At 63.6% G+C, this 20886-nt stretch carries 16 protein-coding genes; 5 read left to right on the forward strand and 11 right to left on the reverse strand.

Annotated elements, in window-relative coordinates; all coding sequences use genetic code 11:
• Positions 1-435 precede the first annotated feature (435 nt).
• Entirely contained in the window at positions 436-2403 is a 1968-nt protein-coding gene (locus JWP26_RS18720) for a M23 family metallopeptidase (protein ID WP_299731340.1), read from the forward strand.
• Here the strand turns inward: JWP26_RS18720 and JWP26_RS18725 are convergent.
• From JWP26_RS18725 to JWP26_RS18735, 3 genes are read right to left on the reverse strand one after another with little or no spacing between them, the layout of a single operon-like run.
• The gene (locus JWP26_RS18725; RefSeq protein ID WP_299731343.1) at positions 2400-2939 is read right to left on the reverse strand and encodes an MFS transporter; all 540 of its coding nucleotides are present in this window, start codon (positions 2937-2939) and stop codon (positions 2400-2402) included. The genes JWP26_RS18720 and JWP26_RS18725 overlap by 4 nt on opposite strands.
• A 6-nt stretch (positions 2940-2945) precedes the next feature.
• Positions 2946-3929 carry an MFS transporter gene (locus JWP26_RS18730; protein WP_299731346.1) on the reverse strand — a complete coding sequence of 328 codons (984 nt, stop codon included), beginning with the start codon at positions 3927-3929 and terminating at the stop codon, positions 2946-2948.
• A 56-nt stretch (positions 3930-3985) separates the two neighbouring features.
• Positions 3986-4324 carry a VOC family protein gene (locus tag JWP26_RS18735; RefSeq protein WP_299731349.1) on the reverse strand — a complete coding sequence of 113 codons (339 nt, stop codon included), beginning with the start codon at positions 4322-4324 and terminating at the stop codon, positions 3986-3988.
• A 130-nt stretch (positions 4325-4454) separates the two neighbouring features.
• On the opposite strand from JWP26_RS18735, the gene JWP26_RS18740 reads away from it, so the two are divergent.
• Positions 4455-5504 carry a serine hydrolase gene (locus tag JWP26_RS18740; RefSeq protein ID WP_299731352.1) on the forward strand — a complete coding sequence of 350 codons (1050 nt, stop codon included), beginning with the start codon at positions 4455-4457 and terminating at the stop codon, positions 5502-5504.
• A gap of 39 nt (positions 5505-5543) precedes the next feature.
• On the opposite strand, the gene clpB is transcribed toward JWP26_RS18740, so the two are convergent.
• From clpB to JWP26_RS18770, 6 genes are all read right to left on the reverse strand, one after another.
• Entirely contained in the window at positions 5544-8159 is a 2616-nt protein-coding gene (clpB, locus tag JWP26_RS18745) for an ATP-dependent chaperone ClpB (protein ID WP_299731355.1), read from the reverse strand.
• 367 nt (positions 8160-8526) lie between these two features.
• Entirely contained in the window at positions 8527-9294 is a 768-nt protein-coding gene (locus JWP26_RS18750; RefSeq protein ID WP_299731358.1) for a DUF4167 domain-containing protein, read from the reverse strand.
• A gap of 321 nt (positions 9295-9615) precedes the next feature.
• Complete coding sequence (locus JWP26_RS18755; protein WP_367184172.1) at positions 9616-10653, reverse strand: class I SAM-dependent methyltransferase; 1038 nt, start codon at positions 10651-10653, stop codon at positions 9616-9618.
• Positions 10626-11702, reverse strand: a complete 1077-nt coding sequence (prfA, locus tag JWP26_RS18760) for a peptide chain release factor 1 (protein ID WP_299731361.1) — start codon at positions 11700-11702, stop codon at positions 10626-10628. Before prfA ends, JWP26_RS18755 begins: the two co-directional genes overlap by 28 nt.
• A 263-nt stretch (positions 11703-11965) precedes the next feature.
• Complete coding sequence (ptsP, locus tag JWP26_RS18765; protein ID WP_299731364.1) at positions 11966-14230, reverse strand: phosphoenolpyruvate--protein phosphotransferase; 2265 nt, start codon at positions 14228-14230, stop codon at positions 11966-11968.
• Positions 14231-14293: 63 nt separating this feature from the next.
• Positions 14294-15565 (reverse strand): aspartate kinase, encoded by a 1272-nt coding sequence (locus JWP26_RS18770; RefSeq protein WP_299731367.1) that lies wholly within the window; start codon positions 15563-15565, stop codon positions 14294-14296.
• A gap of 272 nt (positions 15566-15837) precedes the next feature.
• On the opposite strand from JWP26_RS18770, the gene ubiG reads away from it, so the two are divergent.
• Positions 15838-16581, forward strand: a complete 744-nt coding sequence (gene ubiG, locus JWP26_RS18775) for a bifunctional 2-polyprenyl-6-hydroxyphenol methylase/3-demethylubiquinol 3-O-methyltransferase UbiG (protein WP_299731370.1) — start codon at positions 15838-15840, stop codon at positions 16579-16581.
• A 7-nt stretch (positions 16582-16588) separates the two neighbouring features.
• Here ubiG and JWP26_RS18780 read toward each other — a convergent pair whose 3' ends face one another.
• Together JWP26_RS18780 and JWP26_RS18785 are read right to left on the reverse strand one after the other, a co-directional pair.
• Positions 16589-18193, reverse strand: coding sequence for an EAL domain-containing protein (locus JWP26_RS18780; RefSeq protein ID WP_299731373.1), 1605 nt, complete (start codon positions 18191-18193; stop codon positions 16589-16591).
• A gap of 170 nt (positions 18194-18363) precedes the next feature.
• A complete protein-coding gene (locus tag JWP26_RS18785) occupies positions 18364-18726 on the reverse strand; it encodes a nuclear transport factor 2 family protein (RefSeq protein WP_299731376.1) in 363 nt (120 codons plus the stop codon).
• Between the two features lie 116 nt (positions 18727-18842).
• Here JWP26_RS18785 and JWP26_RS18790 point away from each other — a divergent pair, with 116 nt between their 5' ends.
• Positions 18843-19637: a helix-turn-helix transcriptional regulator gene (locus JWP26_RS18790; RefSeq protein ID WP_299731379.1), complete on the forward strand. Its 795-nt coding sequence runs from the start codon at positions 18843-18845 to the stop codon at positions 19635-19637.
• A 204-nt stretch (positions 19638-19841) separates the two neighbouring features.
• Positions 19842-20886 (forward strand): dihydroxy-acid dehydratase (gene ilvD / locus JWP26_RS18795; RefSeq protein ID WP_299731382.1); only part of this gene is annotated, 1045 nt, incomplete at its 3' end.

A 20886-nucleotide genomic window follows, 5' to 3' on the forward strand; every position in this document is an offset into this window, starting at 1 on the left:
CTTAGCAACTTCAGAAGCTTGCCGGTCGCTGCGGGCCTTGCGGCGCCGCGGTCTCCAGCGATGAGCCGGGTTATAGGGGCAGGTGTTTGACCTGTAAAGCCCGGAAAATGACAAAACTGACTTTTTCGGAAAAACACGGATTCGCCCGTGTGGATAACTCCCACGAGAGGCCATTGGTTGCGGGCCTTACAGCGCGAACTCCCCCGATATGGTTTTGTTTGCAGACGGTTCAACCCTTTACCTCTCTTGGGCCGATTGCTTGCCCCTATCCAATCGCCCCTCAAACGCCCTGGGGCCTAATATCGCCGCATTTCTTGCAGATCACCCAACTGCGCGTATAAGACTCCTGCGGATACGCGCGTGAACTTGCTTCTATGCAGACCGGCGTCAGACCGGCCCTCGGGGAACGACCGTGACAGTTCTAAGGATTGGGCGTTGAACGCAACGCAACGAAATCGCCATGCGGCACTGCTGAAGGCCACGGGATACGAAGATTGTCCCCCCCTCACAGTCCAATCGACCGATGGCGAAATCCCCCATGGCCGCGAGCTGAGCTTTGCCTGGCTCACCGGCACCGTCATGACCGGCCTCACCTCCGTGCTGCTAATGGGCGCCGCGCTTTACGTATCGTTTCAAGGCCAGGATACATTCTCCACCGCCTACGAGGCTTTGCAGCTCGCCCGGCCCAAGGCCGAGATCCAGGCCCCCACCGATCTGTCGGCAAAATCCTCGCGCTCGCGCCCTGTCGCCGCCACACGGTCGGACCTCGAAGTCATCGAGGCGTCCATCCGCGAAACCGTCGACGGTCGCGACATGATCCGCAACCAGCCCTTCGTGCGTATCAAGGCGACGCTGGCCACCGCGGCCACCTCGCTGTCCGAAGATGCACCGGCCTATGACCCGGTCGCCATTCTCACCGCCACGGCGCCCGAAACCAATACCGCGGCGCCCGAGGTCAATACCGATATCTATGGCGCCGAGGTCGAGGGCGAAGTCGCCGTTCGGCTGGCCGCCATGCCAATGACCTTCGTGCCCGCCAAGGTGATTTCCGACCAGTCCGCCGCCGCCTTCGTGCGCGACACGGTGGAAAGCGCCTATTCGGAATCCGGCTTTGATACTCCGACCCTGGCCTATGCGGCGCTGGGTCCGACCATTCGCGATCTCGGCGTGGTCGGTGGCGATACGCTGGGTGGCGTTGCCGAAAATGTCACCGTGGTGCCGCGCACCGTCGACGCCGAGCAGGCCGGCCTCGGCCGTGCCGAGCGCATCCTGACCATTCGCGAGACCACACCGATCGACGAGGTTCTGACCAAGAACGGCTTTACGGCGCCAATGATCACGGCGATCGAGACCAATCTGCACAACGTGCTGCCCACCACCAATCTGCCCGCAAGCACGCGCCTGCGCATCCTGTTCGGCCCGTCGCGCAGTTCCGACAGCCTCATTCCCTATCGTCTCAGCGTCTATATGCATGACGACGCCACCAATACCGACAAGCACAAGGCCACGGTCGCGCTGACTGACAATGGCCAATATGTGCTGGGCCTCGAGCCGCCGGCGATCACCTTCCCCGATGAAGACACCGAGGAAATCAACGTCGCCAACCTGCCCACCATTTACCGCTCGATCTGGGAGACCGGCCGCAAGCACGACTTGGACGATGCCACCATCGAGCGCATCATCGGCATGTTTGCCTATGACATCGACATGACCAAAAAGGTCGTCGCCGGCGACAGTATCGAAGTGCTCGAGACGCCCGCCGATGCCAATGGCAAAACGGGCCTGCTCTATGTCGGCATTACCCTGGGACAGACCACGCGGCAACTCTACCGCTTTGCGACTGCCGACGGCACCGTCGACTATTACGATCCCGAGGGCGAAACCGGCAAACGCTTCCTCAATCGCCGTCCGCTGCAAGGCGGCGGCACGCTGCGCTCGCGCTTCGGTTACCGCATTCACCCCATTTTCCACACCCGCAAGCTGCATACCGGCGTCGATCTGGCTGCCAAGAGCGGTACGCCGATCTATGCCGCCGGCGATGGCGTCGTGGAATATCATGGTTGGGAATCGGGCTATGGCAACAAGATCGAAATCAAGCACGTCAATGGTTTCGAGACGGCCTATGCCCATATGAGCCGGTACGAACCCGGCATCGATGTCGGCACTCGCGTGCGCCAGGGACAGTTGATCGGCTATGTTGGCGAAACCGGCTATGCCACCGGCCCGCATCTGCATTTCGAAATGAAGATCAACGGCAACCTGGTCGATCCGCTGAGCGTCAAGCTACCGCGCGAAAACACCATGCCGCCGCAATACCAGAACCAGTTCCACCAGGTGATCGCCCAGATCAACGAACTGATGTCGCGCGACCCCGCCAAGGTGAATGTTGCGGCGGCGAATTAGGGGGTGGCGGGACTTCCCGCCCGCTTTACCGGTTTGCGCTCCAACGTCCACCACGCGATCGCCGCCGAGACGAGGCTGAGTACCGCGGTCACATAGGTGACGCTGGCAAAGGCGGCGTCAGTTGCCGTTAGCCGCGCCGCTTCCTCGCTCGGGCTCAATCCCGGCGCGGCCATGCCGAAAAAGATCGGCAGTTCCGCAGCGCTCCCCAGCGCTTGCTCGAACACCGAGGCCACCACAACGCCGAGCAGGGCCACCGCCATCAATCCCGCGACACGCGCCACCGCATTGTTGACGCCCGACGCCACACCGGTGTCGCTATCGGTGACAGAGGTCATCACCGCCGTCGACAGCGGCGACACCACCAGTCCCATGCCCAGGCCGAGCAGCACGATGCAGGGCATGACGGCAAACCACACATTGTGCAGCGGGGCCGTCAGGCCCAGCAAGCCGAATGCGACTGCCACCAGGATTGAGCCCACCGCGATCAGCGGCGCCGGCCCGAACCGGTCCGCCATCATGCCGCTGAACGAGTACAATATGTTCTAGAGGATCCCCAGCGGCAGCAGTGCCAGCGCCACCTCGGCGGGGGACACGCCCCAGCCGGCGATCAGCGTCATCGGCAGGAAGAACATCGTGCCGCCCAGCGCGAAATAGAGCGCGAAGGTCAGCGCATTGGCGCCCGAAAATGCCTTGATGGCGAATAGCCGCAATGGCAGCATGGGGGTTCTGGTCCGCGCCTCCCAGACCAGGAACAGCACCGCAACCACAAGGCCGCCACCGGCATAAAGCGCAATATGGCTCAGCGGCGGCGTGCTTTCGCTGCCGCTTCCCGTCAGCCCGAAAGCGATCAGCATCAACGCCAAGGTCGCCAGGACCGCTCCCACGACGTCAAGCTTCCGGCCCGCCTCGGGCCGGTCCGCCCGCACTTTGAACCACAATAGCGCCAGCGCCGCCGCGCCCAGCGGCAGGTTGATGGCGAAAATCAGCCGCCAGCTTGCTTGCCCAAACCAGGTCAGCACGAAGCCGCCAATGATCGGCCCGCCGATCGACGTCAGCGACGAAGCCGCCGCCCAGATACCGATCGCCTTGCCGCGTTCGTCGCGCGGATAGGCCTTGGCGATGATCGCCAGACTCCCCGGCACCATGAAGGCGGCCCCGGCGCCCTGCACCGCGCGTGCAATCACCAGCACCAGCGGCGTCGGCGAAAACGCGACCACCATCGACGCCAGCACGAACACCACAATGCCCAGGCCGAACATCTTGCGCAGGCCGAACCGGTCGCCCGCTGCGCCACCCAACAGGATCAGCGACGACAGGAACAGCAGGTAGCCGTTGGAAATCCACTGCGCATCTGCCAGCGTCGCGCCCAGATCGGCTCGGATAGCCGGAATGGCGATCGAGATCACCGAACCATCGATAAACCCCATGCTCGAGGCCAGGATCGCCGCGATCAGCACGAACCGCCGCTCCGCGGGCGTCGTCGCCATCGCGGTATTGTCTGAAATGGGTTCGCTGGCTTGTGTCATGGTGGGTCCTCGAGTCGATAGGCAATCATCGGCCGCTGCCGATGATGCCGCCAGCCCTATTCCCGCGCCACGTAAACCGCCAGCTCGTTCCCGCCCGGCTCGCGGAAATGAAACCGCCGCCCGCCGGGGAAATCGAATTGCGGTTGCGTGATCACGCCGCCCGCTGCGATCACCCGCTGTTCCGCGCCATCCAGGTCATCGGTCCGCAGGATCGCCGTCGTGGCCGCGACCTTACCGGCCGATTGATCGACCCCGCCGTCGATGCCGGCGTCGTTCAAGCCGTCATAATCGGGTCCATAGCTGGTAATGCCCCAGCCGAAGGCCGCCTGGAAGAATGCGCTGGTTACCGCCCGATTGCTCGAGGGGAACTCGATATAGTCAATCTTGTCCGCCATTTTTCACCTCTATGTTCCGTCTTTGTTCTAGCCTAGGAGCCTGCGACTGGCAACCCGGTCCGGCAACGATTCAGCCTTCCACATCTCGCCAAATGTCGATCTGCTTCAAGCGGAACTAAAGGAGAGCCTCATGACCTCAGCATGGGGGCACGCTGTGCCGGAAGACGCGGGATTCGCCCCCGACCTCGCCCACAAGCTCGAAGCGCTGGTCGCCGCCGGACAGCTGCCGCCCGTACACGCCATTGTTCTCGCCCGGCACGGCAGGTTGTTGCTCGATCGCTATTTCGTCGGCGAGGACCAGCAGATCGGCTACGATTCCATCGGCCGCATCGACTTTACCGGCACCACGCTGCACGACCTGCGTTCGGTGACGAAAAGCATCGTCGGCCTGCTGTATGGCATCGCCCTTGAGCGTGGCCTTGTTCCCGGCCTTGATGCGCCACTGGTCGACGCCTTCCCCGAATATGCAGATCTTGCCGATCCGAACCGACGCCGGCTCACGGTTGCCCAAGCTCTGTCGATGACAATGGGGCTCGATTGGGACGAGTCGCTGCCCTATACCGATCCGCGCAATTCCGAAATCGCCATGGAGATGGCGGCGGATCGCTACCGCTTCACCCTCGACCGGGCCATCGTGGCCGCGCCCGGCACAAGCTGGATTTACTCAGGCGGCGCGGTCGCCCTGATCGGCGCGCTGATCGAGCGCGGCTGCGGCCAAAGCCTGCCCGATTTCGCTCGTGACGCGCTGTTTCGGCCGCTCGGCATCCACCGAAGCGAATGGTTTGCGGGAGTCGACGGCGTCTATTCGGCCGCGGCCGGGCTGCGGCTCGGGGCCCTCGACCTGCTGCGCATCGGGTCCATGCTGGCCAATGGCGGCCGGCATGAAGGCGGCCAGATCGTGCCATCGTCCTGGCTCACGCAAAGCTGGACCCGCCGGACGGATACGGTCTGGGGCCAGGCCTACGGCTATCTCTGGTATTTAGGCCGCGCGACGCCGCCGGCCTTTCCGGGTAGCACGCCCAGCGTTGCCGGCTATGGCAATGGCGGTCAGCGCCTGTTCGTGCTGCCCGGAGCCGGCGTTGCCTGCGTCATCCTGGCCGGTCTCTATGATACGCCGGGCGGCGAGCAGGGCCCCGAATGGATTTGGCGCGAGCTGATCTTGCCCAATTTCATCGGCTAGAACAAAAAGGCCGGGTTTCACCCGGCCTTCCAATCGACTTTATGCGGCGGCGTCGCTTGCCGGCGCCATGCCGGGCAACAGCACCAGCCCGTCCTCGCCGGCCTCGATCAGCACCTGATCGCCATCGGCGATACGACTGCTCAGAATCTCGTCGGCCAAACCGTCCTGCACAGAGCGCTGGATCACCCGCTTCAGCGGACGGGCGCCATAGGCCGGATCGTAGCCTTCGTTCGCCAGCCAATCGCGGGCACGCGGCGTCAGCGTCAGCTTGATGTCGCGGTCCTTGAGCAGGCTCTCCAGCCGTTTGAACTGGATATCGACGATGGCGCCCATATGCTCGCGGCCCAGCCGGTGGAACAACAGGATTTCGTCGAGCCGGTTGAGGAATTCGGGGCGGAACGCGGTTTTGACCATGTCCAGCACCTTACCGCGCACCAGCTCCACCGAGTCCCCGTCCTTAAGCTCGACCAGGTATTCGGCCCCGAGATTGGAGGTCAGGATGATCACCGTATTGCGGAAATCCACCGTCCGGCCCTGCCCATCGGTGAGCCGGCCTTCATCGAGCACCTGCAGCAGCACGTTGAACACATCGGGATGCGCCTTTTCGATTTCGTCGAACAGGATCACCTGATAAGGCCGCCGCCGCACCGCTTCAGTCAGAACGCCACCTTCGTCATAGCCCACATAGCCCGGAGGCGCCCCGATCAGCCGGGCCACCGAGTGCTTCTCCATGAACTCGCTCATGTCGATGCGCACCATGGCGGTCTCGTCATCGAACAGAAACTGCGCCAGCGCCTTGGTCAGTTCGGTCTTGCCAACGCCGGTTGGCCCCAGGAACATGAACGAGCCGATCGGCCGGTTCGGGTCCTGCAATCCGGCCCGCGCCCGCCGCACGGCCTTGGCGACCGCGGCCACGGCTTCGGCCTGCCCGATCACCCGCGCGCCCAGCGCCTCTTCCATCTTGAGCAGCTTTTCGCGCTCACCTTCCAGCATCCGGTCCACCGGAATGCCGGTCCAGCGGGAAACGACCTGCGCAATGTGGCTGGGCGTGACGACTTCCTCGGCCATCAGCGGATCGACGACGCCGTCGCCATTGGCGTCTTCAGCACCCTTGATCTGCTTTTCTAGGCCGGGGATGACGCCATAGGCCAGCTCGCCAGCCTTGGCCAGGTCGCCCGTCCGCTGTGCGATTTCGAGCTGGCTGCGGGCGGCATCCAGCGCTTCCTTGAGCTTCTGGCTGCCCTGCAACCGGTCCTTTTCGGCGTGCCACTTGGTCGACAGCGATTGGGCCTGCTCTTCGAGTCCACCCAACTCGCTCTCCAGCCGGTCGAGCCGCGTCTTGGAGGCGTCGTCGGTTTCCTTGCGCAGCGCCTCGCGCTCGATCTTGAGCTGCATGATGCGCCGATCAAGCTCGTCCAGTGCCTCGGGCTTGCTGTCCACCGCCATCCGCAGCCGCGCGCCCGCCTCGTCCATCAGGTCGATGGCCTTGTCGGGCAGGAACCGGTCGGTAATGTAGCGATTGGACAGCGTTGCCGCCGCCACCAGCGCCGAATCCGAAATCCGGATGCCGTGATGCAGCTCGTACTTTTCCTTGAGCCCGCGCAGGATCGAGATGGTGTCCTCGACACTGGGCTCATCGACAAACACCGGCTGGAAACGACGGGCCAAAGCCGCGTCCTTCTCCACATGCTTGCGATATTCGTCCAGCGTCGTCGCGCCGACACAGTGCAACTCGCCACGTGCGAGAGCCGGCTTCAACAGGTTCGATGCATCCATCGCCCCTTCGGATTTCCCGGCGCCCACCAGCGTATGCATCTCGTCGATGAACAGGATGATCTGCCCATCCGAGGAGGTGACCTCGTTGAGCACTGCCTTCAGCCGCTCCTCGAACTCGCCGCGATATTTTGCGCCGGCGATCAGCGCACCCATGTCGAGCGACAGTAGCGACTTGTTCTTGAGGCTCTCCGGCACGTCGCCATTGACGATGCGGATGGCGAGCCCTTCGGCGATCGCCGTCTTGCCCACGCCGGGCTCGCCGATCAGCACCGGATTGTTCTTGGTGCGCCGGCTCAGCACCTGAATGGTGCGGCGGATTTCCTCGTCGCGCCCGATCACCGGATCGAGCCGACCCTCGCGCACCGCCTGCGTCAGGTCGCGGGAATATTTCTTGAGCGCGTCATAGGAATTCTCCGCCGATGCGCTGTCGGCCGTCCGGCCCTTGCGGATTTCTTCGATCGCCGTGTTCAGTCCCGCTGGAGTCACCCCGGCCAAAGACAAGATCTTGCCGGCATCGGTATCCTTCTCGATCACCAGCGCCAGCAGCAGGCGCTCAACGGTGACAAACGAGTCGCCGGCCTTCTGCGCCGCGCTTTCGGCGGTGTCGAAGACCCGCGCCAGTTCGCGGCTGAGATACAGCTGCGAGCCATCGCCCGATACGCTCGGCAATTTGTTCAGTGCCGCTTCGACCCCAGCCCGCGCCGTCTTGGGATTGCCCCCGGCGCGCTCGATCAGGCCATTGGCCATGCCCTGCTCGTCATCGAGCAGAACTTTCAGCAGATGCAGCGGCGTAAACTGCTGGTGCCCCTTGCCGAGGGCAGCGGTCTGCGCGCTTTGGATAAAGCCACGCGCCCGCTCGGTATATTTTTCAATGTTCATTCAACTCTCCTGGTCTCGCCCGCTGCCCGGCCCCGAAGGCACCAACACAACGGCGGAAGCGTCGTTCGATGAAACGCCCGTTCAACGGCGCTGCTCCATCACGCTCCTGATATAGGGAGAGGATTGGAAAGGAAAAGGGTCGCCCGCCCCCCGGCACGCCAATGCGTCGGCCGGACCGCCACCTCTCCCTTCGAGGGAGAGGTCGGATCGCCCTTGCGAGCCGGGTGAGGGTGCCTTCCCCGCACACTTCATCCAGCAAAGGCCCCTCACCCGACACTGCGTGTCGACCTCTACCCCCAAGGGAGAGGTGAGAAAACAAAAAAGCCGGACATCGCTGCCCGGCCTTTTCAAATCTTGTATTCCCGGATCACTCCGCGGCGGTCGTCCCGCCAGCGGTAATGAACGCCGGCAAATCGCCGACATCGGGCTGTGGCTCATTAGCCGGATCACCCACATCGCCACCCGCCGGACGGCGACGGCGCGGACGGCGCTCGCGCACCTTGCGCGGCTCACCATCGACTTCGCCTTCGGCAACGGCTTCTAGCGGCGCAACTTCAGCTACCGGCGCTGCAGCCTGAGCGGCTGCGGCTTCGGCGGCGGCCGCGGCGGCCTGCTCGCGGGCCAATTGCTGGGCCTTGGCTCGCTCTTCGGCCGATGGCCGATCGGGACGCGGCTGACGCTCCTGCCGGTCGCCACGATCCTGGCGTTCCCCGCCATTGTTCTGCTGCTGCGGCTGTTGCTGCTGGTACGGCTGCTCGCCGCCCTCGTCGCTATCGTTCTGCTGACTAGCGGGCTGGGGCGAGGAAAACCGCGAATTGATTTCGGGCATATCGTCGTCGAAATCGTCGCCGTCTTCGCGCGTAGCATTGGGCTGTGCCGCCGAAACGATACGGAAATAATGCTCGGCGTGCTGGAGATAGTTCTCCGCCATCACCGAATCGCCGCTCGACTGCGCGTCGCGGGCGAGCTGCATATATTTCTCCGCAATATGGGGGGCGTTACCGCGCACCTTCACATCGGGGCCATTGCTCTCGAAGCTGCGCGACAACGGATTGACGTGCTTGCGTCCACCGTTACGGCCGCGCGAGCGGTTTTTGTTGCTGTTATTATTGTTATTTTGGCTGTTGGGTCTCATCTGGTCGCTTTGTCTAACTCAAAAAAGTTAAGCGTCACACATCTGGCGGACCGGCATAATGCCGAGGTCGGCCAAAGGCCAGGCGGAGCCCCTGGCTCCATCATCTGGCAAAGTCTGGCTTCATGAAGACCGTCAACTGTCGCGCGGCAATGCCACTTATTCCGACATCATCAGCGTGGGCCGGACTTCCGGGACCGCGCTGCGCTTTGCAGCCTTTAAGATGAACGGGTGACTATCACCGTGGCGCCCATGATGCGCCGTTGACAGCAAATGTGAAGCTATATGGTTCGCGCCGCCATTCCAAGCATAAAATGCTCCAGTTCACCGGGCTGTGCGCGTTATACCGTTGATATGGTGCGCGCTGATCACACGATCAAGCCCCGCCAGGTCCCGATGCACCGCCACATTGCCAAACCCCGCAGCGACAAACAGCGCCGTTACTGCCGCCCCTTGGTCATAGCCGATCTCCACCAGCACGCGGCCGCCCGGCGACAGATAGCGCGCCGCCTCCGCGGCGATGATCCGATATGGCGCTAGGCCGTCGGGGCCGCCATCAAGGGCCAGCCGGGGATCAAAGTCGCGCACTTCAGGGGCAAGCGTCTCGACCACCGCTGAGGTAATGTAGGGCGGGTTGGAGATGATGAGGTCGAACAGGTCAGTGTCCGGCTGCGGCTTCCCCCCACCCCAACCTCTCCCCTCAAGGGGGAGGGGCTTTGGCTCCACGTTCAATCCACTACTCTGCCCCAAACTCGATGGAGTCCCCTCCCCCTTGAGGGGAGGGTTAGGGTGGGGGGAGGCCCCCACAGGCTCGAACCAAGACCCTTGCAAAAACGCGATTTTATCCTCAACCCCATGCCGCGCCGCATTCCCGCTTGCCGCCGCCAGCGCCTCCGCACTCAAATCCGTCGCCAGCGCGGTCGCATCCGGCCGATTGACAAGCACGGCAATCGCAATCGCCCCGGTCCCGGTCCCCAGATCCAGGAGCCTGCCGCCCCCCGGCAGCGCCGCGATCGCCAGGTCAACCAGCATCTCCGTCTCCGGCCGTGGCTCCAGCGTCGCCGCGTTCAGCCCGAACGCCAGCCCATAAAATTCCCGCTCCCCGACAATGCGTGCCACTGACTCCCCGGTCAGCCGCCGCTGCAACAGCTCGACCACGCGCTGCGCCCCGGCCTCATCGACCGCCTCGCCTTCGCGTGTCGCAATCTCGAGGTCGCTCAGGCCCAGCGCAAACGACGTGAGCCGCTTGGCGTCCAGCGCCGCACTGTCAAATCCCAGCCGCCCCAGCACATCGCGCCACTGCCGCCACAGCGCCCCTATGGTGATGCTCTGGCTCAGTTTGCGTTTTCCAGATCGGCCAATTGCTCGGCCTGATGCTCGGTGATCAGCGCCTCGATCAGTTCGTCCAGCGCTTCACCGGCGATGACCTTGTCGAGCTTATAGAGCGTTAAGTTGATCCGGTGGTCAGTCACCCGCCCCTGCGGGAAATTATAGGTCCTGATCCGCTCCGACCGATCGCCCGAACCCACCTGCCCCTTGCGCTCCGCCGAACGAGCACTGTCGCGTTCCTCGCGCTGCATTTCGTAGAGCCGCGCCCGCAACACCAGCATGGCCTGCGCCCGGTTCTGGTGCTGGCTCTTCATCGCCGATGTCACCACGATCCCCGACGGCATGTGGGTAATGCGCACCGCGGAGTCCGTCGTATTGACGTGCTGTCCGCCCGCGCCCGAAGCCCGCATCGTGTCGATGCGGATATCTTCGTTGCGGATTTCGATGTCGATATCCTCGACCTCGGGCAGCACCGCCACCGTCGCCGCCGACGTGTGAATCCGCCCTGAGCCTTCCGTCGCCGGCACCCGTTGGACGCGGTGCACGCCCGACTCAAACTTCATCCGCGCATAGACGCCCTTGCCGCTCACATTGGCGATGATTTCCTTGAAGCCGCCCATTTCACCGGCGCTTTCTTCCATGATGGAAACCTTCCAGCCATGGTTGGCGGCATAGCGCTCATACATGCGGAACAGGTCGCCCGCGAACAAAGCCGCCTCGTCGCCGCCAGTGCCGCCGCGAATTTCGAGGATGATCGACTTCTCGTCGGCCTCATCCTTGGGCAGCAGCAATACGCGGATCGCCTGATAGAGCCGCTCTATTTTCTCGTCGAGTTCCTCGATTTCGGCCTCGGCCATCTCGGCCATTTCCTTGTCGCCGCCCTTGAGCAGCGCCTCGGCCTGGACGCGATCGCTCAGCGCTTTGTTGTAGCCACGGATTTCCCCGACGATCGGCGCCAGCTCGGCATGTTCCTTACTGAACTTGACGAACTCCTCCGGCCCCGCCCCACCCGACAGCGCCGCTTCCACATATTGGAAACGGGTCTCAAGCGCGTCGAGCTTGTCCTGGGGAAGTTGTGCCATGCGTGTTCTTTCCGGTTCTTACCGAGCGTTTAAGCGGCGCGGGGGCGGAACTCAAGTCCAGTAGGTGGGCAAGCCGAAGATCGGGGCTCTCATCACCCCCTCCCAGCCTCCCCCATCAAGGGGGAGGTGTCTGCCGGTAGCTGGGGCATAATTGAGTTCAAGGAGTGGAGTGGCACCTCCCCCTTGATGGGGGAGGTCGGGAGGGGGTGATTGCCAAGAGTGGAGCCCGGCCAGCTAGTCATTGTAGACCCGCATCACGCAAATCAGATCGGCAAGCCCTGCTTCTCGATCCATTCCTGCAGCAGTGCCCGTATCGGCACCCCGCTCGCCCCATCGCTGAGCGCTGCCGCCACCGATTGCCTTATCGGCGTCAGATCCAGGTTCAGCACCAGTTCCTTGATCGGCCCGATCGAGGCCGGCCCCATGCTGAGGCGCGTCATCCCGACCGCCATCAGCGCCAGCGCGTCGACCGGCTTGCCCGCCAGTTCTCCACACATGGTGATCGGAACATTATACTTGCGCGCCGCGTCCACCACATGCCGGATCGCCCGCAACCGGGGCAGCCCGATCGGATCGTAATTCTTGGCCACCCGCGGATTGGCCCGGTCCGATGCCGTCAAGAACTGCACCAGGTCATTGGACCCGATCGAGACGAAATCGGCTTCCGGCAACAACTGGTCCAGCTCGAACAACAGCGATGGCACTTCCACCATCACCCCCAGTTCCAGCTTGCTCGGCACGGCCTTGCCGGCCCGCCGCAGCCGGTCCACTTCCTTATTGACCACCATCCGGGTCTGGCGGAACTCGAAAGTCTCGGTCACCATCGGCACCAGGATTTTCAGCGGCCGCCCGTTCGCCGCCATCAGCAGCGCCCTTATCTGCGTGCGCAGCAGCCCCGGCCGATCCAGCCCCAGCCGGATCGAGCGGAAGCCCATAGCCGGGTTCTCTTCGCTGTCGGAGCGGAGATAGGGCAACACCTTGTCGCCGCCGATATCGAGCAGGCGGAACACCACCGGCCGGTCCTTGGCGATGGCCATGGCCTCGGCATAAAGGTCCATCTGCTCGCCCAGCCGCGGCAGCTTGCTGGCAATCATGAACTGCAATTCGGTGCGGAACAGGCCAACGCCCGCCGCCCCAGTGTCGTCGAGCATGGGCAGGTCCGCCACCAGCCCGGAATTGTGCAGCAGCGTGATCTCAATCCCGTCCTTGGTGATCGAGGGAATATTTTTCAGCGCCGCATAATGCGCCCGCCGCTTGGCCGAAACCTTGACCTTGTCGATATAGGCCTGCTCGATATCGGGCGTCGGCCGCAAATGCACCAGCCCCGCTGCGCCATCGATGATGATGTCGTCGCCGCTTTCGCACATCGAGACGATCGATTGCGCCCGGCCCACCGCCACCATGCCCAGCGAACGCGCCACGATGGCCACATGCGCCGTCGCCCCGCCCTCTTCCAGCACGATGCCGCGCAGCTTGGTACGGTCATATTCGAGCAGTTCCGCCGGCCCGATATTGCGCGCCACTAGAATCGCATTGTCCGGCAGGTTGCGCCCGATGCCCTGATGGTCGCCGGTCAGAACCCGCAGCAGGCGGTTGGCCAGATCGTCCAGGTCATGCAGCCGGTCGCGAATATAGGGATCGGTCTGGCGCATCATCCGCGCGCGGGTATCGTTCTGCACCCGCTCCACCGCGGCCTCGGCCGATAGCCCGTTCTCGATCGCCTCGGTCAGCCGGTGCACCCAGCCGCGATCATTGGCGAACATGCGGTAGGTTTCCAGAATATCGCGATGGTCGGAACTCGGCTGCATGTCGCCATGATCGAGCATGGCATCGATGGAGACGCGCATGCGCTCCAGCGCCGTGTTCAGCCGCGACTTTTCCTGCTCGGTATCCTCGGCGATGAAATTGGTGACCACCACGCGCGGATCGTGCAGCACCACGGTGCCCAGCGCGATGCCATCGGTAAAACTGACGCCGGTAAACATGCGCGGACGCCTCAGGTCGATATCGGACCCGGGCTTGATCAGATTGTCGAAGTCCGAGGTGGCGATCATCTCGGCCAGGATTGTGGCCGTAGTCAGCATCGCCTCCATCTCGTCTTCGCCATAATGGCGCCGCTCGGTATTCTGCACCACCAGCACGCCCAGCGTCTGCCCGGCGCGCAGCACCGGAACGCCCAGGAATGCCGAATAGGGGTCTTCCCCCGTCTCGGGCCGATAGGCGAAAGCGGGATGGCTGGGTGCGTCATCGAGACTCAGGGGTTCGGCTTCCGCCGCGATGATGCCGACCAGGCCCTCGCCCAGCCGCAGCGTCGTCATATGCACCGATTCGGCGGCCAGCCCCTTGGTGGCAAACAGCTCCAGCGCGCCGTCGTCGCGCAGCACATAGAACGAGCAGACATCGGCCCGCATATTGTCGGCGATCAGGCCCACGATCTTGTCGAGGCGGGCCTGGCTTCCCAGCGGCTCCGCCATGGTCTCGCGCAATTGCCGCAACAGCACGCGCGGGCCGCCTATGCTTGTGGCCATATGCTATCGGCAGCCGAAGCCGCCCCCCTCGCGCGGCGCGGCTGAGCGGTTCCTCAGTCGAGTCTACGCGTCTTTTCTATCCAACCCGTAATACGTATGGAGCGCGCGAACCGCAAGCTCGGCATATTGCTCGTCGATCAGAACCGAGGTCTTGATTTCCGAAGTGGTGATCAGCTGGATATTGATGCCCTTGTCGGCCAAGGCCTTGAACATGGACGATGCGACACCGGCGTGACTGCGCATGCCCACCCCCACGACCGAGATTTTTGCGCCACCCTTGCTGCCCGAAATCCGAGCATATTCAATGCGCTTGTCGGTGCCGGCGGCCTGCAGCGTCTTGATCGCCTTATCATACTCGCTGTCAGGCACCGTGAAGGTGATGTCGGTGGTGGCGCCATCGTCGGCAATGTTCTGCACGATCATGTCGACGATGATGCCTTCGTCCGCCAGCGCACCAAAGATTGCCGCCGCCACGCCCGGATTGTCCTTGACGTCGCGCAGGGTGATCTTGGCTTCCGCCTTGGCGAGGGTCACGCCCGAAACGATCTGCTTTTCCATGATCTCATCCTCATCACACACGAGAGTGCCAGGCACGCCAGGGGTTCCGTCTGGCGCCAGCTGCGGCGCGTCCGGGTCATCGAAGCTCGAGCGCACCAGCAGCCGCACCTTATGCGCCATCGCCATTTCCACCGAGCGGATCATCAGCACCTTGGCACCGAGCGAGGCCATTTCCAGCATTTCCTCAAAGGAAATCTTGGAGAGCCGCTGCGCCTTGGGCACGATGCGCGGGTCCGTGGTGTAAACACCGTCAACATCGGTGTAGATATCGCAACGATCCGCCTTGACCGCCGCCGCCACCGCCACCGCCGACGTGTCCGAGCCGCCGCGCCCGAGCGTCGTGATGCGGTTATGTGGAGAAATACCCTGGAACCCGGTGATCACCGGCACCCAGCCATCCTTCATCCGCTTGTCGAGTTCGGTGCCGTCGATGTCCATGATCCGCGCCGCGCCATGCGCGTCATCGGTGCGGATCGGTACTTGCCAGCCAGCGAACGAGCGCGACTGGATACCCATCTCTGAAAGAACGATGGCCATCAGCCCGGCCGTCACCTGCTCGCCCGAGGCAACCACGGCGTCATATTCGCGCGCATCGTGGAAGGCGCTGGCCTCGTTGACCCAGCCCACCAGTTCATTGGTCTTGCCACTCATGGCCGAGACGACGACGCAGACCTCGTTGCCGGCCTCGACCTCGCGTTTGACATGGCGCGCCGACTGACGGATGCGCTCGACGGTCGCCACTGACGTGCCACCGAATTTGACGACGATACGGGCCAATCTTTTCCCCGGACTTCCACCGAACCCGGCGGTACGCTTGTTGTTGGCGCTGCCATGCCACAAAGGGCGCGGAGGATCAACATCCAACATGCCTGCCCTTGGCGGCGTGTGGGGTGTCATCACGTCTCACCCCACCCACAATCGCTTCCCGCGGACTTGATCCGCGGGCCACTCTCCGCCCATACCGTGTGGCGAGAGACCCGCGGATCAAGTCCGCGGGAAGCAACGGTGGACGTCGAGCCAACGTTGTCTCACGAACCCGGAGCCCGTCCATGACCGCCACCACCATTAATGATGCCGAAGTCGCCAAATTCGCCGCGATGGCCCAGGAATGGTGGGACCCCAAGGGCAAGTTCAAGCCGATCCACAAGTTCAATCCCGTCCGCCTCGCCTATATCCGAGAGCATGTGCTGGCCCATTTCCACCGTGACGGCAGCGTCATGCGCCCGCTTGAGGGCCTCACCATTCTCGATGTCGGCTGCGGCGGCGGCCTGCTGTGTGAGCCGCTGGCCCGCCTTGGCGCCACTGTCACCGGCATCGACGCCGCCGAGCGCAACATCAAGATCGCCACCCTGCACGCCGCCCAATCGGGCGTCGCCGTCACCTACGAGGCCACAACCAGCGAAGCCCTCGCCGCCCAGGGGCAAAAATACGACATGGTGCTCAACATGGAAGTCGTCGAGCACGTCGATAACGTGCCGCTCTACATGAAAAGCTGCGCCGATCTCGTCGCCCCCGGCGGCCTGATGCTGACCGCCACGCTCAACCGCACCGCCCGCGCTTTGGCTTTCGCCATCATCGGCGCCGAATATGTGCTGGGCTGGCTACCCAAGGGCACCCATGACTGGAACAAGTTCCTCACGCCCGACGAGATCAAGGCATTGATCACCCGCAATGGCCTTGTGGTCACCGACCAGACCGGCGTCGTTTATCACCCGCTGGCCGACGACTGGCGCAAGTCACGCGACATGGCGATCAACTACATGGTCATGGCGCAGCGCCCCGCCGCGGCCTAGCCGCAGTTCAGGCCAGATGCCGCTGCGGCGCGGGCTGCCCCAGCCAATAGACCCGCGCCTCGTCCGCGCTCATCAGCCGGCCCGATGATTGGGCTTCCTCGATGCCAGAATCGAGCAGCATCGCCACCCCGTCCACTCCGCCCATATTGTCGGCACTCACCGTTAGTCCCAACCCATGGCCTAGCCCGGCCAGTGCCTTGACCACCTTGGCGGCTTCCGCGTCGCCGATATTTTCCAAAAAACTGCGGTCGATCTTGACCTTGTCCAGCTTGAACGCCTGCATGTGATAAAGGCTCGAATAGCCGGTGCCAAAATTGTCCAGCGCGATGCTGACCCCTGCATCGCGCAGCGGGCTCAGCGCCAGCTTGGCTGCTTCGAGATCTTGCACGATCATCGCCTCGGTAATCTCGACGGTCAGCCGGCGCGGATCGAATCCCACCGCATCGAGCGTCCCCAGCATCGATTTCCACAGCTCGCGATCCTGCAACTGGCCGGGAAAAATATCGACCGATAGCGTCACATCCTGCGGCCAGCTCATCGCCGCGTGGCAGGCCCGCTCCAGCACCCGCCTTGCCACCTCGTGGATCAGCCCGGTATCCTCGGCCACCGCCATGAACCGCTCTGGAGCAACCGCGCTGCCATCGTCAGCTTGCCAGCTCGGGATGGCCTCGTAGCCGATGATCTGCCCGCTGCGCAGGCCCAGCGATGGTCGGAACTGCGCCACGATCCGGTCCGCCGCCAGCGCCGCGCGCAAGTCGCGCTCCAATTGCTCGCGCTCATGCACCAGCCGGTCCATATCCGGCTCGAAAAACCGGAACGCCGACCGCCGCTCGGCCTTGGCACGATAAAGCGCCACGTCGGCGGTGCGGATCGCCTCGTCCTTGCTGCCGGCATCGGAGGGGATGAGCGATACGCCGATGCCGGCGCCAATGGCATGGCGCGTACTGCCGGTCGCGACCGGTTCCACCAGCCCCTGAATGATGCGCAACGCTATGCTGCCGGCCGCTTCGGCCCCGATCAGATGCTGCGCCAGGATAATGAATTCGTCGCCACCCAGCCGCGCCACCAGGTCGCCCTGCCGCGCCGCACGCAACAGGCGCTGCCCCACAATGGTCAACACCTCGTCGCCCACGCCGTGGCCGTAGACATCGTTGACCTGCTTGAAGCCATTGAGATCGAGCATCAGCACCGCATGCGCCTTGCCAGCGCCCGGCGGCGCCGCAATGGCGATATTGAGCGCTTCCTCGAATTGCCGCCGATTGGCCAATCCGGTCAGCGGATCCTGATAGGCCAGCACCCGCGCCTCCTGCTCAGCAACGGTCCGGCGCGCTATCTCGCGCTTCTGGTCGAAATAGCGCCGTATGGCGAAGGCCAGCAGCCCGATCGACAGCACGCCACCCAGCATGAGGGTCTCGTCCAGTTCCACCGTCTCCTGCGCCGCCGAGACGGCCCCCTCGGTGGCAAAAATATCCACTTCGAACGCCACATAGGCCAGCACCAGCATCACCGCCAGGAGCATTCCCAGATCCAGAATGCTCACCCGGTGCCGCACTACAAATCTCCAGAGCTTGCTCGCCCAGCCATCGCGCGGTTCGCTCGTCTTGCTGGTCATCTCGGCCTCAATCTCGCCGCCCGCGCACATTGACCCGCCCGCACAGCAAGCAACGTCAGCCATTCGCCATCGGGTCCAGCGCCGCCAGCATTATCGGCACCAATAGTTGACGACTGCTCAATTCGATTATGGGCAACCGCGCGGATGACCCCCGCGGTTGCCTGGCACCATCAGGCCGCAGGCACCTTGTCGAGAAAGCCGGTGACCTTTTCGATCAGCCCGCCCTGCACCGTCACGAAGTCGGTCCCTTCAATGATGATTTCACCATCCGGCAGGCCAAGGCCCCAGCTGAAGCGAACATGATCGCCAAAGCCGTCCGGCTTGCCCAGGAGCGTAAAGACGAAGCCGGCAAACCGCTCCTGCACGGCCCCGATCATGCCGTTGAGAGCTTCGGGACCATCCGCCGCCATCAGCGGATCGACATAGGTTGTGGCGGGGCTCCAGTTTTGCGCAATCAATGCGGCACGGCGGCCGGCATCGGTCTCGTTCCAGGTCGCCAAATAGGCCTTGGCGATGGTCATGGCGTCGGTCATGGCAGTTTCTCCGTTTGCGTTCATTATCGAACGGCTGCCATTTTTCACTGCTGGCGACGCAAACCAATTACCTTTGAGGTAATGGAATTGACGCCCTGCTCTGCTAGTCTGCCGTCATGACAGACATGGGCTCCATCGGCGAAAAACTGCATGACTGGCGCCGTCGCCGGCGGCTCAGCCAACTCGACCTGGCCAGCGACGCCGACATCTCCGCGCGCCATCTAAGCTTCATCGAAACCGGCCGCTCAAAGCCCAGCCGCCCCATGCTGCTCAAGCTGGCCGAAACGCTTGATATCCCGCTGCGCGAACGCAACGCCTGGCTGCTGGCCGCAGGCTTTGCTCCCATCTTCCCCGAGCGCCCGCTCGACGACGCCGCGCTCCGCCCCACGCTGGACCTGCTCGAAACGCTCCTGGCAGCGCATCAGCCATTCCCCGCCCTCGCCATCGACCGCCACTGGACCCTGGTCCGTGCCAATGCCGCCATAACCCCGCTGCTCGAGGGCATCGCGCCCTTCCTGCTCGAACCGCCCGTCAACGTGCTCCGCCTCAGCCTGCATCCCCAGGGCCTCGCGCCGCGCATCGCCAACCTGTTCGAATGGAAGGCCCACCTGCTGCATCGCCTGGCCCGCCAGATCACCGACACCGCCGACCCTGTCCTCGCCGACCTTTACGAAGAACTGCGCCACTACCCAGCCGGCACGCCAACCCCAGCCCAACCCGCCACCGCCATCGCCGTCCCCCTGCAACTGCGCAGCCCGGCTGGAATAATGTCCTTCCTCTCCACCACAATGGTCTTCGGCACACCCCTCGACGTCACCCTCTCCGAACTCGCCATCGAAACATTTTTGCCGGCGGACGCAGCGACTATAGAGATGTTGAAACGCACAATGGCGCCAGTCTCCGAGGACTAAGGAGAAGCGACATCCAGATCAGCGTGTGGCGGTTCCCGGCCCAGTGGCCTCTCCCATTCCCCTCCGCTCCCGAAATACAGCCAATCAAGTCCTCCAACAGTACCGTACGGTACGGTACGCTTTTTTCTTGCCCTGTTTCTGGAATGGGTCTAACCTGTTTCCAACATCGACCGCCCAACGCGGCCTTCACTTTGAGGACGTCCCATGCCAGCCTATCGCTCCCGCACCACCACCCATGGCCGCAACATGGCCGGCGCTCGCGGCCTGTGGCGCGCGACGGGCATGAAGGATGGCGATTTCGGCAAGCCGATCATCGCCGTGGTCAATTCCTTCACCCAGTTCGTCCCCGGCCATGTTCACCTCAAGGACCTCGGCCAGCTCGTCGCCCGCGAGATCGAGGCGGCCGGCGGCGTCGCCAAGGAATTCAACACCATCGCGGTCGATGACGGCATCGCCATGGGCCATGACGGCATGCTCTATTCGTTGCCGTCGCGCGACCTGATCGCCGACAGCGTCGAATACATGGTCAACGCCCACTGCGCCGACGCCATGGTCTGCATCTCCAATTGCGACAAGATCACCCCCGGCATGCTGATGGCCGCCATGCGCATCAACATCCCCGTGGTCTTCGTTTCCGGCGGCCCGATGGAAGCCGGCAAAGCCATGATCAAGGGCAAGCTGCAGGCTCTCGACCTGGTCGACGCTATGGTGATGGCCGCCGACGATAAATATACCGATGCCGAAATCGCCACCGTTGAGGAAGCCGCCTGCCCCACTTGCGGCTCCTGCTCGGGCATGTTCACCGCCAATTCGATGAACTGCCTCACCGAAGCGCTCGGCCTGTCGCTCCCCGGCAATGGCTCCACCCTTGCCACCCATTCGGACCGCAAGCGCCTGTTCCAGGAAGCCGGCCACCTCATCGTCGACATCACCAAGCGCTGGTACGAGCAGGACGATGCCTCGGTGCTGCCGCGCTCGATCGCCACGAAAGCCGCGTTCGAGAACGCCATGGCGCTCGATATCGCCATGGGCGGCTCGACCAACACGGTGCTGCACATCCTCGCCGCCGCGCATGAGGGCGGGATCGACTTCACGATGGACGACATCGACCGGCTGTCGCGCCGCGTGCCGGTGCTGTGCAAGGTGGCGCCGGCCAAGTCCGACGTGCACATGGAAGACGTGCATCGCGCCGGCGGCATCATGGCCATCCTCGGCGAGCTCGACCGGGGCGGGCTGATCAACCGCGACC

Source organism: Devosia sp. (genome assembly GCF_028290435.1).
Taxonomy (GTDB): Bacteria; Pseudomonadota; Alphaproteobacteria; order Rhizobiales; family Devosiaceae; genus Devosia.

What these genes read in the sequence shown, in the direction of transcription:
- JWP26_RS18750 (WP_299731358.1), bottom strand. Translation starts at nt 9,294, where the DNA reads ATGAGACCCAACAGCCAAAATAACAATAATAACAGCAACAAAAACCGC.
- ubiG (WP_299731370.1), top strand. Translation starts at nt 15,838, where the DNA reads ATGACCGCCACCACCATTAATGATGCCGAAGTCGCCAAATTCGCCGCG.
- ptsP (WP_299731364.1), bottom strand. Translation starts at nt 14,230, where the DNA reads ATGGCCACAAGCATAGGCGGCCCGCGCGTGCTGTTGCGGCAATTGCGC.
- clpB (WP_299731355.1), bottom strand. Translation starts at nt 8,159, where the DNA reads ATGAACATTGAAAAATATACCGAGCGGGCGCGTGGCTTTATCCAAAGC.
- JWP26_RS18730 (WP_299731346.1), bottom strand. Translation starts at nt 3,929, where the DNA reads ATGACACAAGCCAGCGAACCCATTTCAGACAATACCGCGATGGCGACG.
- JWP26_RS18785 (WP_299731376.1), bottom strand. Translation starts at nt 18,726, where the DNA reads ATGACCGACGCCATGACCATCGCCAAGGCCTATTTGGCGACCTGGAAC.
- JWP26_RS18735 (WP_299731349.1), bottom strand. Translation starts at nt 4,324, where the DNA reads ATGGCGGACAAGATTGACTATATCGAGTTCCCCTCGAGCAATCGGGCG.
- JWP26_RS18740 (WP_299731352.1), top strand. Translation starts at nt 4,455, where the DNA reads ATGACCTCAGCATGGGGGCACGCTGTGCCGGAAGACGCGGGATTCGCC.
- JWP26_RS18780 (WP_299731373.1), bottom strand. Translation starts at nt 18,193, where the DNA reads ATGACCAGCAAGACGAGCGAACCGCGCGATGGCTGGGCGAGCAAGCTC.
- prfA (WP_299731361.1), bottom strand. Translation starts at nt 11,702, where the DNA reads ATGGCACAACTTCCCCAGGACAAGCTCGACGCGCTTGAGACCCGTTTC.
- JWP26_RS18790 (WP_299731379.1), top strand. Translation starts at nt 18,843, where the DNA reads ATGACAGACATGGGCTCCATCGGCGAAAAACTGCATGACTGGCGCCGT.